A 14,359-nucleotide genomic window follows, 5' to 3' on the forward strand; every position below is an offset into this window, starting at 1 on the left:
CAGATTTCTGTTCTAACGCCTTGACATCTATGCTTCATATTAAATTCTTACATACCTTATGACGCAGCACCTTCTACACATGTAAGCTTCTGCCACAATTTATTTTATTCCGCTGCCTGTTAAGAATATATTGTAGTTTACGTTTTCAACTTCAAAGACGAATTCTTCATTCCGCGAAAGGATTTCCCAATCGTTCTAAACAATGATCAAATTTTTCTTTCGGTAATGCATTCGCCTTATACCACGATAGGAGCTCTGCAATTTTTGTTTCCGCTTCTTCGGGACTTAATCCCTTCAGCAATACTTCACCACCCTTTGGACGATTTCCGCTTTTGCCGCCGGCTACCAGCACAAATCCATCGGGCAATCCATACACACCGATATCTTTAATCATCGATTCGGCACAGCACCTTGTGCATCCGCTAATGCCAATACGAATTTTATTAGGCATTTCTTCCCCGAAATAGTTTGTGTCGATAGCCTTTCCCAAAGGTATGGTCTGCATAAAAGCATGACTGCATCCATCCGTGCCGCGACAAGCGACTACGGAGTTCACTGCATTATGCTTGACCGGATACACGCCTTCCGGTAATGCCGCCAGAATAGCAGGCTTATCCTCTTTTTCTATATCGTAAATCTGAATTCCCGTTACAACTACACGAAACTTTCCATTGTATCGCTCCGCCAAATCCATAATCCCCTTCAGCTGTTCCATCGAAAACTCACTGAATAACGAATGAAGAATAACTGATGTCTTCATAATGTAACTCCTTAGTCAACCACTGTACTTACCGTAAATCCATAGCACAATCCATAAAAGGTAGAGAACGCACATACAGAGACAGTCTATATAATGTACTTCCTATCTATTGCTAGCCTCTTGATGATTCGCTATGAGCAATCATTTTTACTTGTAACATACTTCTATTGTACAGTTTAGTGACCTAAGTCACATAATAACTATTTTTCATAATAATATCGAATGGCTGCGACGGCCATAATCTTTGCCCCGATAACAGCGCGACGATATCCCTCGTCAGATCCTGCGGCTGCTGCAAAAGCAGGCGTATGAATCTCTAACCCATCCCCGATATTTAATGTCGGTTGTACCGTAGGAATATCATGTGATACATTGCCTACATCGGTACTGCCATCGGCTTCATCCTCCGGTAGCAGACGTGGCTCAAAGCCAAACTCTTTCATCGTATCTCCTACAATGGAACGCAGAGTCAAATCTTCTTTCATTTCTTTAAATAAAGGCTCGTAATGCTCTGTTTCAACAGCAGCCCCTATTTCCGCAGCCGCCTCGGCCGCTGCGTTACGAATGCGTGGTAATACAACCTCTTCCAAATGGTCAACCGTATGCGATCGTACCGTTAAGCGAACCGTTGCCTTATCAGGAATTACATTCGGAGCTTGTCCTGCTTCCGTAAAAATCGCGCCGATAACGGCTGCACTGCCAAATCCATTTTTAATATCCATAACCTTACGATAGAACACAACCGCCGCATCCAATGCATTAATTCCCCTGTCGACTAACGAAGCTACATGAGCCGAACGTCCGGTAAAACGTACTTCTAAGGGATGCGTAGCTAACGAAGTCCCACCTAATTCATTACATCCGCCGGGATGAATAATAAGTGCCGCATCATAGGGTTTAAATAAGCCTGCTTCACTCATAAACACCTTGCCGCCAACCGTTTCTTCTGCCGGACAACCGAAAAAGGTAGTCACTACCTCCGGCATAGCTTCACTAAAACCAACAGCTGCGCCGATACTCATCATAGCAATAAGATTGTGACCACATCCATGCCCCAGCCCCGGTAATGCATCATATTCCCCGAGAAAAGCCATTTTATATGCATTATTCAACAACCGACCCTGACTAGAGATATCATTACTATCATACTGTCCCTGTTCGGTACCTCCTTTATCGGCACGCAGCGCCGTTTTTAATATGGGATACCGACCGTTCTCGCTAAGATCTTCACGGACAGTAAATCCCTGTTCATCTAAATAAGCACTAACCGCCGTCACCGCATAATGCTCTTCGCCCCCCAGCTCCGGATGGGCATGCAATCGTTTAGATACATCAATCAAGCCTTCCGCAATACGGTCAATCGTCCGAACAGCAATTTTTTCTCGCTGTATACGCTCTGCTTCTTTTTTATTATCAACAATATAGCTCACCGGTGTTTTACCTCCTATCCATTATTTTATGTCCATGAAATACATCCGTTTTCAATATGTACCCATCGTCCGATAGGCAACGCCTTATGAGGTGCTCCGTGACCCAAGGGGATATGCCCGATAAAAGGAATATCGCCCGTGGTACGTCCCGCCATTGCATACGTAATAATCATGCGTTCCATATCATAGATTTCATTAGTATCTTCATCCTTGCAATCGGTAAAAGTACCTAGCAAAATTCCTCGAACAGATCGTAATATTCCCTGCAGACGAAGTTGTTGTAATAACCGATCCAATTTATACGGAGGCTCACCGATGTCCTCCAATATAAGAATCGCTTCTTGCCATTCCGCCAAGCTAGGCATATATGCGGTACCGCTAATACTGCAAAGCACCGTAGCATTGCCGCCCCAAAGGCGACCTTCAATCCTACGGGGGAATAAAGAGGGACGCTCCTGTAACTCCGATAACTCATCATTACCCGAAGCATCTCCATCATTGCTCAGTAGGACTTGTTCTTTTTTTCGTCCTTCCAAAAGGTCCCATAAATCAGCCACATCACTTTCGCGACCTGAACGTAGCCAATCCACCCCCATCGGTCCGTGATACGTAACTAACCGGCTATGCACACCGATAGCTTGCAACAATGACGTACAGTCGCTATAGCCTACCAAAGGCTTGGCGGCACGCCGTATTCCGGTATAATCCAATCGATCCAAGTAGCGCGCACAACCATAGCCGCCGCGAACGGCCACTACGGCATCACAAGACGCGTCCGTCAAAAAATAATTTAATTCATTTGCCTGTTCTTCCGGTGTTCCCCCATATTCGCCACGGCGAAAACAAGACTCACCGAATACAGCCCGGTAACCGGCTGCCTCCACCAGTGCGCGTAATGCATCCATATCTTCTTCACTGGCTGAAGCCGGTGCGGTGAAGGCAATTGTCATGCCCGGTTTTATTTTTGCCGGATAGCACCAGTCCATGTAAATCTCCCTTCTACCTGTTGTACTTTTATTTTCTATACGCATGTTTAAAGTCCACGGTTCCCAGTATTGACCAATTATATCCATCAATAGCTTCGTTTGCCACATAAGGCGTAGTCGTGAAATAAATAGGAATAATCAGTGATTCATCGAACATCATTTTCTCTGCTTCGTGCATAAGCGCCATGCGCTCGCCTACATCCGTTGTGGCATGAACACGGTCCATCAATGCATTATAAGCCTCACTGTGGTATTGCGCATCATTGGCCGGATCGGAGAATACGTCAAAGAAGGTTTGCGGATCCGCATAGTCACCGATCCAAGATGCTCGCGCTACCTGATAGTGCCCGGCTTCACGGTTGGCCATAAATACTTTTGTTTCCTGATTCTGTAACGACACATCCAGACCTAATTCATTACTCCATACGGCTTGAATTGCCTCAGCAATGGCTTTATGCATTTCATTCGTGTTGTACAAAATCGTAATCGGCGGTACCGGATGGCCGGGACCGTAGCCGGCCTCTGCTAATAGCGCTTTTGCTTCTTCTACATTTTTGGAAACTAAATTACCGCCTTCATGGCGAAAATCTTGTCCTGTTGCTTCGTTCGTAAGTCCCGGCGGTACAAAGGCAAAGGCCGGAATTTTACCGCCATGTACAATCGTGTCGACAATTGCTTTGCGGTCGATAACCATAGACAATGCACGCCGTACCTTAGGATTATCAAAAGGAGGCGCTGTCACATTGTACACATAATAGTAGGTGCCCAATGAAGGTTTTACTTTAAACAAACCTGCCTTTGTCAATCGTTGTTGATCGGCTACCGGCGGCTCCGTCGTCATGTCCGCTGCCCCGCCTTCCACTAAAGTAAGGCGCGTACTCTGTGATTCGCTGACAGGCCACTCCATTGATTTCAATCGCACTGCCTTAGCATCCCAATAGGTTTCGTTCTTTACAAAATCCAACTCTGCATTATGCTGCCATTTAGTGAGTATAAACGGACCATTGCCTACAATAGTTTTAGCATCGGTTGCCCATGTATCGGGGTGCGCTTCTACTATATCCTGCCGTACCGGATAGTACGCGTGAAATGCGGTAAGCCCGATAAAATAAGCTGCCGGTGCTTCCAACCGCACCACTAACGTCCTATCGTCAACAGCTGTTACCCCTACATCTGCTGCGGTTGCTTTTTCCGTATTGTACGCTTCGCCGTTTTTAATAACATATAACATATATGCATTGGAGGCGGCAACATCCGGATTTAATACGCGCTTCCAAGCATATTCAAAATCATGAGCCGTCAAAGGCTTGCCGTCGGACCAGGTAAGGCCTTCACGCAGCCGGAAGGTGTAAGTCATTCCATCATCGGATACCGTCCAACTTTCAGCAGCAGCCGGCTCCGGCAAATCCTTAGCATTCAGACGCGTAAGGCCTTCAAAGATAGCCAGCTCCACATCCGACTCAGGCAATGTTGATGACTTAGCCGGATCCAATGTAGATGGCTCTTGCTCCAGTGCAAAACGCAGGGAATCGGGAGCAATGTCACTGCTGCGACCGCATCCTCCAAGAAGCAGCGCCGTTGCCAACAGCATAGTTGCCACTAATTGCCACCATTTCTTCATAATCATACCTCCCAGAGTCACACGGGTAATTTTTCTTCAATAAATGCTTTACAACATCGTCCCATACGCGCTGTTAGCTGAATGGCTTCATCATTATCCATATTTGAAATGAGAACAACCAAACCAAAGTTGCCATTCATCAGCGGCAGTATCCCACCATCGTGTTCCACTCTATCAAGACAACCTGTCTTATGATGAAACGGTACTTCTTCGCCCCAATGAAACGGAAGCTTATCCCGAAATTGTTGACGGCCCAATATTTGCCACATTTCGTGGCCGCCTACGGATTGTTCCCGTATTTGGAAAATAGCATCCAACAATACAATCATATCGTAGGCAGTAGTGACATTCTCTTCGCCGCGTGCCGCCGCTGCCGTATCCATCATATATCGTTTCAAGCTTGTCTTTGCCGCACCATACTTTTTAGCAGTGTCATTAATAAAGGTCATGCCCAGTGTACGAATTAACAAATTGGTTGCCCAATTATCACTGAGCACCATCATTAAGCGGCAAAGCTCCAACACGGAAAATGTATGATTTCCCTGCAACTCCTGTAATGCACCGCCGCCTTCAACGCGCGGTGTCGCCGTCAATGCAATTTGATCGGTCAAAGCCAACTTCTGCTGCGACACAGCTTCAAATACGGAAAGCATAATTAAAATTTTTATCATACTGGCCGATGCATGAACAGTATCTTCGTTGCGCGCTACCACATAGCGCACCGGCTCGTCGTCATTATGAATGGTCACCATATATGATATCGTTGCCTGCGGAGCATATTCTTTGATTATGTCATCCAACTCTGTTTGCAGCCCTTTTCCGGCTAACATACATTCCATATCCTCACTCCTATCTTTTCCAGCACGCTACTCTGTGAACATCATTGCCCGTTAACTGCGGCCATGCTTCCATGCACCGTTCCTCCTTCTCGGGACAGCGCGAAGCAAAGGGACAACCCTTTGGTTTTTGTAGAGGGCTCGGCACTTCACCTTGCGGTACCGGACCGATGGGCATTCGCGGTGCAATAGGTTGATGCAGACGTATCAACGCTTGTGTATAGGGATGTAACGGATGATTATATAGCTCATCCGTTGTTCCTTCTTCCACCACATACCCTAAATACATGACCGCAATGCGATGGCTCAGATAACGTACCATGGATAAATCGTGTGAAATAAACACATAGGAAATATTAGTATCGGTCTGCAGTCGCTCCAGTAACGTAATAATTTGCACCTGAATTGATACATCTAATGCCGAAATAGGCTCATCACAAATAATACAAGACGGATTGCTGATTAAGGCCCGTGCAATTCCCACACGCTGTCGCTGCCCGCCGCTGAACTCATGGGGATAGCGCTCGCTGTATGACGGTCGTAATCCAACTTGCTCCAATATGCCTCTAATTCGCTCACTGCGCACTGTTGCTTCTTTCACTCCCATACGCCGTAACGGCTCTTCCAAGGTCTGTCGCACCGTCATGCGCGGATTTAGCGATGCATAGGGATCCTGAAATACCATTTGAAAGGTATGATGTAACGTCTTCCGCGCCGTTTCCGTGTCTATCAGCTGATTACCGACGCGAAGTGTACCCGACGTCGGCGCATATAATCCCATTAGAACACGACCGAACGTAGATTTACCACACCCCGATTCGCCAACAATGCCCAATGTTTCCCCCGGAGCTTGCTGCAAGGAAATACCGTTTAATGCATATACGGTTTTTTCTTTACCCGAGAATATACCACCCGGTGTATTAAACTCCTTGGTAATTCCCTCCGTTTGCCATATATAATCCATCTATTTCACCTCCGGACGATACAGCCAGCATGAGACTTGATGCGGACACTCCCTTGTTTGTTGATGCTCCCGAACATGCTGTACCCTCTCTCTTTTTGAATATTCATCAGATACATTACTGTTTGTCGGCGTTATTCGAGCGCAAATGCGCATTGCTTTATGACAACGTGGATGAAAAGCACAACCTGTTGGCATGTGATAGCTATCCGGCGGTTGCCCTTCTATAGCAGTTAGCCTACCGTCGGTCGCACTTTCCGGCAAGGAAGACAGCAATCCCTGCAAGTAGGGGTGTGCCGGCGAAGTTAAGACGGTTTCAATACTACCTTCCTCTATAATAGTTCCCGCATACATAACAGCAACGCGATCACATAAACGGGCTATGACGCGCAGATTATGTGAGATAATAATCATCCCCATCCCCTCTTCGCGGACTAACTTCTGCAAGAGTAATAAGATTTGCGCTTCCGTTGTCACATCTAATGCTGTCGTTGGTTCGTCTGCCAATATAATTTTCGGTTTACCTGCCAGCGCCATAGCAATCACCACGCGCTGTCGCATACCACCGCTTAACTCATGCGGATATTGATTACGGCGCCGTTCCGGTTCGGGGATTCCCACCTGTCGCAATAAATGAATCACCTCTTCCGCAATCCCTTCCGTCATTGCCCCCTTCTGATCCGATCTGCGCCGCTTCTGACGTAGCCGAATCACTTCTTCCAATTGCTTGCCAATAGTTACGATAGGATTTAACGCCGTCATGGGGTCCTGAAAGACCATGGCTATGTCCGTTCCCCGTAAGGTACGCCAATCACTTTCCGTAAAAGACCGGCAGTCATGCCCCAGTACCGTATGCTCTGCCGCCTCTACCGTTGTAATAGCTGTAGGCCAAAGCCCCATCATCGCCTGTACCGTTACGGATTTACCACAGCCCGACTCACCGACGATGCCCAAAATCTCACCGGCCGCCAACCGAAGTGATACATCACGCACCGCCTGCACCGGACCGTTGAAGGTAGAAAAAGTAACATGCAATCCTTTTACACGTACAATATCACTCATTTTGTACCTCCTTCCTTCGGATCCAGCGCACTGCGCAAACCATCGCCAAAAAAGGTAAAGCCTAACATGGTAATGCCAATAGCCAATGCAGGAAACAACAGTTGATACGGATACGAACGCATCGAATTAATACCTTCTGCCGCTAACACACCCCAACTGGCCATAGGTGCATTAACACCAAGCCCGATAAAACTCAAAAAAGCTTCTGTAAAAATAGCCTCCGGAATTGCCAGTGTCATAGTAATAATAATCGGTCCCATACAGTTAGGTAGAATGTGGCGGAACAAGACTGTCATAGGTGATGCTCCCATAGAACGCGCCGCCAACACATATTCTTCTTCTTTCAATTTAATAATTTGACTTCGCACAATACGTGCCATAGTCAACCAATACGCAATACCGAGAGCAATAAAAATAGATGTTAATCCCGGTGATAACACAACCATCAATAAAATAACATACAGCAACAATGGGATGCCGTATAAAATATCTACGATAGACATCATCAAGCGATCGACACGTCCACCCAAATAACCGGCCACCCCACCGTACACTACGCCGATAACCAGATTGATAGCCGCTGCAACGAAACCGACCGCTAAGGAAATACGCGCTCCGTACAAAACGCGAGTATATAAATCACGGCCCAGCGTATCCGTGCCAAACCAATGACTGGCAGACGGTCCTTGATTTGCTTCCAGTAAATTTTGTTGCGCATAGGTATACGGCGAAAGCCACGGTCCGATAATGGCGGCTACAATCATAATACAAACAATGATCATACCTAATACAGCTAACTTATTTGCTTTTAACCGTTGCCACGGGCCGGGTCGTGTGATAAGCTCAGCCGATTCATCACAACGCATTGGCTGCAACGGTAAAAAATCTTCCTTGCTATACATATTAATCACGCCTCCTTCCTACGGTAACGCGCGGATCGATAAGAGGATAAACAATATCCACTAACAAATTAAACGCCACTACCAAAGCACTGTAGAACATCGTAACCCCGAGGATAACCGTATAATCACGATTGTAAATAGAGGTGACAAAATATTTACCCAAACCGGGAATGGCAAAAATAGTTTCTACGATAAAGCTGCCTGTAAACAAAGCCGCTGCCAACGGTCCGATATAGGTAATAACCGGAAGAATCGCATTACCCAGTGCATGATGCCATACAATCTGAAATTGACTTAGCCCTTTGGCTCTGGCTGTTTTAATATATTCCTGCTGTAGTACTTCGATCATGGTAGTTCTGGTAAGGCGCGCAATAAATGCCATCGGCTGTGCTGCCAATGTAAGGATTGGTAATACCATATAGGACGGCCCCTTCCACAAGGCTACCGGAAAAATGGGCCATACAAATCCCAACCAATAGACAAGTACAGCGCCGATAATGAAGGTAGGTACGGATATACCTAATGTTGAAAAAAACGTCACGCCGTAATCAATCCAAGAGTTGGGTCGTAATGCGCTGATAACACCGGCTATTACACCGCCTACGAGCGCCACCACCAATGCACCAAAGCCCAGCTGTGCCGATACGGGAAAGGATTCCGCGACAATATCATTTACGCTGCGACCGATATATTTATAAGACGGTCCCAAATCACCCTTAACAATCTGTCCCATGTACTCCGTATACTGTTGCCACACCGGTCTGTCCAAATGATAGGTAGCTTCTATACTCGCCTTAATTTGCGGAGGCAATTTCTTTTCTTCCGTAAAAGGACCGCCGGGGATAGCATGCATTAATAAAAAAGTAATGGTTATGATAGCCCACATGACTACTATCGCACCGGTCAATCGTTTAACCAAGTACATACCCATTCGTTTCACTCTCCTCATCTTGGTAATGCTCTGATACTTTTAGTTTTTACTATTGTACCATATTATAGAACATTATCATCCTAGCTTTATCAAGCACCTCTCATGTATACATTATGCGTTTTGTGTCGCCTGCGTCTTGCATCTGTCCTCTCTTGAATTTTCTTTCTGTATATTTACCGTTGGCATCAATTCTCCTATAATAGCAACATGCCTAATAAAGGAGGTCGTATATATGAATCTATCTGTTCGTGATATCGTTTATATCGGTGTTCTTTCCGCACTATGCGCCATCGCCACATCAATATTAATTCCCTTACCCAATGGCGGCATGGTCCACCTTGGATCAGCGGCACTCTTCACCATCGGTGCTCTGTTCGGCGGAATGTACGGAGCCTTGGCAGGTGCCATCGGTTCGGCCCTGTTCGATCTTGTTATGGGGCACTCCGCCTATACTCTTTTTTCTATCGTAATTAAAGGCCTTGCCGGATTATTTGTAGGACTTATATTGGTAGGTATGCGTCCCCGTCCCTTTTATCAACTCACCTATAGCCTGGGAAAGCTTATCCTGGCTCTTATCATCGGTTCCGTTTGGACTGCCTTTGGATATTGGATTGCTTGGGCCTATGTTCTCAACAGTATGGCGGCAGCCACCATCCGTTTACCCGCTTCTTTTCTCACCAGCGGTGTAGGTTGTGTCATCACCTTATTTCTAGTGCGCGCCATATTGCGACAGTTCAAAAAACATTGATACAGTTCAAAAACCATCAATCGTTAATTTCTATTTAAATGTATAGCCATTACAGATAGTAATTGCCGATTATGTATCCCATGACAGTAATTGCTAGGTATACTATGACTGTAATTGCTAGGTATACTATGACAGTAATTGCCGGTCATAGTATACACTGTATTATAAATTCTTATTGTGAATACTGCTCTCCCTATTGACACCATTTCATAAATTTAGTATTATGTACGAGTAACACATGGGGGTATAGCTCAGCTGGGAGAGCGCTTGAATGGCATTCAAGAGGTCAGCGGTTCGATCCCGCTTATCTCCACCATCAGTTAAAAAGAACGGTATTGCATATACTTGCAGTACCGTTCTTTTTTAGTGCTTATAGGAGTATATAGCCTTTGCACCTTGTTTTTCCACGGTTTTATTCGCTATAATAATATTGTAGCAGAAAGGAGATTCTGTATGAAAAATATAGCATCAGATAAGACCAAGAAAGTAATTATAACAACAAAAAACTCTGAACAATTAGCTAAGAAAGTAAAACTACTATCAGCACAGATTCTTAAACGTAACCAAAACTTATATAAAAGATTGGAAAACAGATGACTGAAATTATTCAATTTTTAATAGATGATATCATTGGTTTTCACGAAGAACTCCAAGCCTCCTCTATTATGAAGTCCGGTATACACAACTATAATTTACTTGAGTCTGCTGTAAATGCCCCTTTCCAAACTTTTGCCGGCGAAGAACTCTACCCTACGATTTATGACAAAGCAGCTCAATTATGCTATGGACTGGCAAAAAATCATGCTTTCACAGACGGAAATAAGCGCACCGCTTTTCATTCGATGCAGGTTTATTTGGCTGTTGAAAATATTTCCCTCAATTATACCGATGACGAGGCTGAAGAGTTGATTATCGGGGTAGCTGATGGTTCAATAACAGTGGAAGTTCTCAAAGAGTGGCTAATACAAAAAAGTTCTGATTAATCACTATTAATACTGAATAATATATGTAGAATATATTATTATCTCTGCCATTACAATAAAAGTCAAAAGGCTGTAATAAAATGAGTAAAAAGCTCATTTTATTACAGCCTTTTTTCAAATAAATTCTGCAAATACATGATTGCCGTATTTAGCACCCAGCCGTGTTAAATGCCAAGAGTCTTCACGCTGTTCAAGAAGCTGTTGTCTTGTCAGCCTCTCCAATATTTCGCCGTACGTGTCTTCCAATGATTGGTGAAATGTTTCTTCAAACGTCGTAGCACATAATCCCCACTTAGTTCTAAGCGCAAGAAAACAAAAATCTCCCATCGCACGTGCTTCATCAATAGCAACCTCTTCTATAAGGGGAAGCCGATGATTGCGCAAACGATTGACATAAGGTACTACATACCCTTCGTTTTCACGACGCACTCCCTTGTAAAAGGAATGGGCCCCGGCACCGAATCCCAAGTAGTCCTTATACTGCCAGTACCGTAAATTATGGCGGCTGTATGCACCACAGTTTGTAAAATTAGAAATCTCATACCGTTCAAAGCCGGCCTCGGCCAATGTATCCAGCATGCAATCATACATAGACTCGGCAGCATCCTCATCGGGTAAGCAAATCCTCCCCTGCTCTACCTGTGCATGCAAATTGGTTCCCGGCTCCAATTGTAATCCATAAATAGAAATATGCGTAATCGGTAACGCAACGGCGGTCCGCACTTGTCTGCGTATATCTTCCACCGATTGTCCCGGCAAACCGTAAATCAAATCAATGTTACTATTCGTAAAGCCTGCTTCCACCGCTTCGTGTACTGCCCGGTGAGCTTCTGCAGCCGTATGTCCTCGCCGCAAGAGCCGTAACAAGGCATCGTCAAAACACTGCACGCCATAGCTGATCCGATTATATCCCAGCTCACGTAATCCCTTCACATACGCGAAAGACAATTCTCCGGGATTGGCTTCAATCGTTGCTTCTACATTGGGCTTCCATGTAAAATACTGCGATACCGCGCTCAAAATCTTACCCAACTGCTCCAATGATAATTGCGTCGGTGTGCCCCCACCAAAATAGATGGTATCCACCGGAATCTTGGTGCATTCCGGATATTTCTCAACCCATAATTCAATTTCGTGACAAAGGGCTTCCACATACTCATCATAATATGCCTGCAGTCCTTCATACGCCGCAAAATCGCAGTACGCACATTTATGTCGACAAAACGGGATATGAAGATAAATCCCCATATCCCGTCCTGTCGAGTCGGTCGTTACACATGGTGTATCCATTACCGTACTCCTTATTATGTAATCCACATTATAGTTTCTTTTTATTTATCGTCTACCTTAAGGATAGCCATAAACGCTTCCTGCGGAATTTCTACACTGCCTACCGCCTTCATGCGCTTTTTGCCTTCCTTTTGTTTTTCCAAAAGCTTACGCTTACGGCTGATATCGCCGCCGTAACATTTGGCCAATACGTCTTTGCGCCATGCTTTTACCGTTTCGCGGGCTACAATTTTATTTCCCACCGCAGCTTGGATAGGAATTTCAAACATTTGACGCGGAATTAATTCCTTTAGCTTTTCGGCCAATGCTCGACCGCGCATAGCGGCTCTGTCCTTGTGAACGATAATACTCAACGCATCCACCGGATCGCCGTTAAGCAAAATATCCATCTTCACCATCGGCGATGCTTTGTAACCGATCAATTCATAATCAAGCGATGCATAGCCTTTGGTAGCCGACTTCAACTTATCGAAGTAATCGTAAATGATTTCTCCCAACGGCAAGTGATATACGATGGACACGCGCGTTTCATCCAAGTATTCCATACTCTGGTACTCGCCGCGTTTATCCTGAGACAATTCCATAATGGCCCCGACGTAATCCTTCGGCACGATGGTCGTCGCTTTTACATACGGTTCTTCGATGAAATCAATTTCCGTCGGTGGCGGCAGCTTGGACGGGTTGTCGATTTCCAGTACATCGCCGTTTGTTTTATGTACTTTGTAGTTTACACTCGGCGCCGTAGTAATAAGTGATAGATTGTATTCTCGTTCCAATCGTTCCTGAATGACATCCATATGCAACAAGCCGAGGAAGCCGCAACGGAAACCAAAGCCCAAGGCAATGGACGTTTCCGGTTCATACTCCAAGGCAGCGTCGTTAAGATTTAATTTTTCCAGTGCATCGCGCAAATTGTCGTAATCCTTACTGTCTGTAGGATACAAACCGCAATATACCATCGACACTGCTTTGCGATACCCCGGAAGCGGTTCCTTAGCCGGATTATCCGCCTTCGTTACCGTGTCGCCCACATGGCAGTCGCGCACGTTCTTAATGCTCGCCGCAATACAACCAACGGACCCGCAGGTCAGTTCTTCCACAGGCAATAAATTCGGTGTGAACACACCTAACTCCGTAACTTCAAAATCCTTGGAATCGTGCATCATGCGAATGATGTCTTTTTTCTTAATGGAGCCTTCCTTAACGCGTACGTAAGCGATGGCCCCCTTATACGAATCAAAACGGGAATCAAAAATCAGTGCCCGCGTCGGTTCGTCGGATTTATCCGGCGGTGCCGGAATGCGTTCAACAATAGCCTCTAAAATATCCTGAATGCCTATGCCCGACTTCGCACTGGCGAGAATGGCATCGGATGCATCGAGACCGATAATATCTTCGATTTCACGCTTTACCCGTTCCGGATCGGCGCTGGGCAAATCAATCTTGTTGATAACGGGAATAATCTCCAAATCATGCTCCAAGGCCAGATACACATTAGCCAATGTCTGTGCCTCTACGCCTTGCGCTGCGTCTACTACGAGCAGTGCCCCCTCGCAAGCTGCCAGCGAACGGGATACTTCGTAGCTAAAATCTACATGACCGGGTGTATCAATCAAGTTAAGCGTATATTGCTTACCGTCCTTTGCCGTATGCAGCAACCGAACGGACTGCGCCTTAATGGTGATGCCTCGTTCACGCTCCAAATCCATGGAATCCAACACTTGCGCTTCCATCTCGCGCTTAGTGAGTGTACCGGTTTCTTCGATAAGTCGATCGGCTAACGTGGACTTGCCATGGTCTATATGAGCAATAATACAAAAATTGCGAATGTGTTCAGTCGATGCCATAG

General features: G+C 45.6%; 14 protein-coding genes and 1 tRNA gene. 4 read left to right on the forward strand and 11 right to left on the reverse strand.

Annotated elements, in window-relative coordinates; translation table 11 throughout:
* Nucleotides 1-166: 166 nt before the first annotated feature.
* The 9 genes from G344_RS0109140 to G344_RS0109180 form a co-directional block, all read right to left on the reverse strand.
* A complete protein-coding gene (locus tag G344_RS0109140) occupies nucleotides 167-760 on the reverse strand; it encodes an NAD(P)/FAD-dependent oxidoreductase (protein WP_028255942.1) in 594 nt (197 codons plus the stop codon).
* Nucleotides 761-960: 200 nt separating this feature from the next.
* A complete protein-coding gene (locus G344_RS0109145) occupies nucleotides 961-2,190 on the reverse strand; it encodes an amidohydrolase (RefSeq protein ID WP_244869514.1) in 1,230 nt (409 codons plus the stop codon).
* Between the two features lie 26 nt (nucleotides 2,191-2,216).
* On the reverse strand, nucleotides 2,217-3,176 hold the full coding sequence (locus G344_RS0109150) for a S66 peptidase family protein (protein WP_028255944.1): 960 nt from the start codon (nucleotides 3,174-3,176) through the stop codon (nucleotides 2,217-2,219).
* 28 nt (nucleotides 3,177-3,204) lie between these two features.
* Complete coding sequence (locus G344_RS0109155; protein ID WP_028255945.1) at nucleotides 3,205-4,797, reverse strand: peptide ABC transporter substrate-binding protein; 1,593 nt, start codon at nucleotides 4,795-4,797, stop codon at nucleotides 3,205-3,207.
* A 17-nt stretch (nucleotides 4,798-4,814) separates the two neighbouring features.
* Nucleotides 4,815-5,636 (reverse strand): serine hydrolase, encoded by an 822-nt coding sequence (locus G344_RS0109160; protein ID WP_028255946.1) that lies wholly within the window; start codon nucleotides 5,634-5,636, stop codon nucleotides 4,815-4,817.
* Between the two features lie 10 nt (nucleotides 5,637-5,646).
* A complete protein-coding gene (locus G344_RS0109165) occupies nucleotides 5,647-6,597 on the reverse strand; it encodes an ABC transporter ATP-binding protein (RefSeq protein ID WP_028255947.1) in 951 nt (316 codons plus the stop codon).
* Nucleotides 6,598-7,656: an ABC transporter ATP-binding protein gene (locus G344_RS11220; RefSeq protein ID WP_071838111.1), complete on the reverse strand. Its 1,059-nt coding sequence runs from the start codon at nucleotides 7,654-7,656 to the stop codon at nucleotides 6,598-6,600.
* A complete protein-coding gene (locus G344_RS0109175; RefSeq protein ID WP_038155313.1) occupies nucleotides 7,653-8,558 on the reverse strand; it encodes an ABC transporter permease in 906 nt (301 codons plus the stop codon). Before G344_RS0109175 ends, G344_RS11220 begins: the two co-directional genes overlap by 4 nt.
* 1 nt (nucleotide 8,559) lies before the next feature.
* Nucleotides 8,560-9,489: an ABC transporter permease gene (locus G344_RS0109180; RefSeq protein ID WP_028255949.1), complete on the reverse strand. Its 930-nt coding sequence runs from the start codon at nucleotides 9,487-9,489 to the stop codon at nucleotides 8,560-8,562.
* 232 nt (nucleotides 9,490-9,721) lie between these two features.
* Between G344_RS0109180 and G344_RS0109185 the strand changes: the two genes are divergently transcribed.
* The 4 genes from G344_RS0109185 to G344_RS0109200 all read left to right on the forward strand — a co-directional run bounded on the left by G344_RS0109185 (nucleotide 9,722) and on the right by G344_RS0109200 (nucleotide 11,220).
* The gene (locus G344_RS0109185) at nucleotides 9,722-10,237 is read left to right on the forward strand and encodes an ECF transporter S component (protein ID WP_028255950.1); all 516 of its coding nucleotides are present in this window, start codon (nucleotides 9,722-9,724) and stop codon (nucleotides 10,235-10,237) included.
* Between the two features lie 240 nt (nucleotides 10,238-10,477).
* Nucleotides 10,478-10,553, forward strand: a tRNA-Ala gene (locus G344_RS0109190).
* 137 nt (nucleotides 10,554-10,690) lie between these two features.
* A complete protein-coding gene (locus tag G344_RS12005) occupies nucleotides 10,691-10,834 on the forward strand; it encodes a hypothetical protein (RefSeq protein WP_169718815.1) in 144 nt (47 codons plus the stop codon).
* Nucleotides 10,831-11,220 (forward strand): type II toxin-antitoxin system death-on-curing family toxin, encoded by a 390-nt coding sequence (locus tag G344_RS0109200; RefSeq protein ID WP_028255951.1) that lies wholly within the window; start codon nucleotides 10,831-10,833, stop codon nucleotides 11,218-11,220. The genes G344_RS12005 and G344_RS0109200 overlap by 4 nt, the downstream gene beginning before the upstream one ends.
* A 114-nt stretch (nucleotides 11,221-11,334) precedes the next feature.
* Here the strand turns inward: G344_RS0109200 and hemW are convergent, their stop codons facing one another.
* Nucleotides 11,335-12,510 (reverse strand): radical SAM family heme chaperone HemW, encoded by a 1,176-nt coding sequence (gene hemW / locus G344_RS0109205; protein ID WP_028255952.1) that lies wholly within the window; start codon nucleotides 12,508-12,510, stop codon nucleotides 11,335-11,337.
* A gap of 41 nt (nucleotides 12,511-12,551) precedes the next feature.
* Nucleotides 12,552-14,357, reverse strand: a complete 1,806-nt coding sequence (lepA, locus tag G344_RS0109210) for a translation elongation factor 4 (protein ID WP_028255953.1) — start codon at nucleotides 14,355-14,357, stop codon at nucleotides 12,552-12,554.
* Between the last annotated feature and the right edge of the window lie 2 nt (nucleotides 14,358-14,359).

This window comes from Veillonella magna DSM 19857, from assembly GCF_000428745.1.
Lineage (GTDB): Bacteria > Bacillota > Negativicutes > Veillonellales > Veillonellaceae > Veillonella_A > Veillonella_A magna.

Coding starts and splice junctions, on each gene's coding strand:
- G344_RS0109185 (WP_028255950.1), top strand. CDS start 9,722: ATGAATCTATCTGTTCGTGATATCGTTTATATCGGTGTTCTTTCCGCA.
- G344_RS11220 (WP_071838111.1), bottom strand. CDS start 7,656: ATGAGTGATATTGTACGTGTAAAAGGATTGCATGTTACTTTTTCTACC.
- hemW (WP_028255952.1), bottom strand. CDS start 12,510: ATGGATACACCATGTGTAACGACCGACTCGACAGGACGGGATATGGGG.
- lepA (WP_028255953.1), bottom strand. CDS start 14,357: ATGGCATCGACTGAACACATTCGCAATTTTTGTATTATTGCTCATATA.
- G344_RS12005 (WP_169718815.1), top strand. CDS start 10,691: ATGAAAAATATAGCATCAGATAAGACCAAGAAAGTAATTATAACAACA.
- G344_RS0109140 (WP_028255942.1), bottom strand. CDS start 760: ATGAAGACATCAGTTATTCTTCATTCGTTATTCAGTGAGTTTTCGATG.
- G344_RS0109150 (WP_028255944.1), bottom strand. CDS start 3,176: ATGGACTGGTGCTATCCGGCAAAAATAAAACCGGGCATGACAATTGCC.
- G344_RS0109160 (WP_028255946.1), bottom strand. CDS start 5,636: ATGGAATGTATGTTAGCCGGAAAAGGGCTGCAAACAGAGTTGGATGAC.
- G344_RS0109165 (WP_028255947.1), bottom strand. CDS start 6,597: ATGGATTATATATGGCAAACGGAGGGAATTACCAAGGAGTTTAATACA.
- G344_RS0109200 (WP_028255951.1), top strand. CDS start 10,831: ATGACTGAAATTATTCAATTTTTAATAGATGATATCATTGGTTTTCAC.
- G344_RS0109155 (WP_028255945.1), bottom strand. CDS start 4,797: ATGAAGAAATGGTGGCAATTAGTGGCAACTATGCTGTTGGCAACGGCG.
- G344_RS0109180 (WP_028255949.1), bottom strand. CDS start 9,489: ATGGGTATGTACTTGGTTAAACGATTGACCGGTGCGATAGTAGTCATG.
- G344_RS0109175 (WP_038155313.1), bottom strand. CDS start 8,558: ATGTATAGCAAGGAAGATTTTTTACCGTTGCAGCCAATGCGTTGTGAT.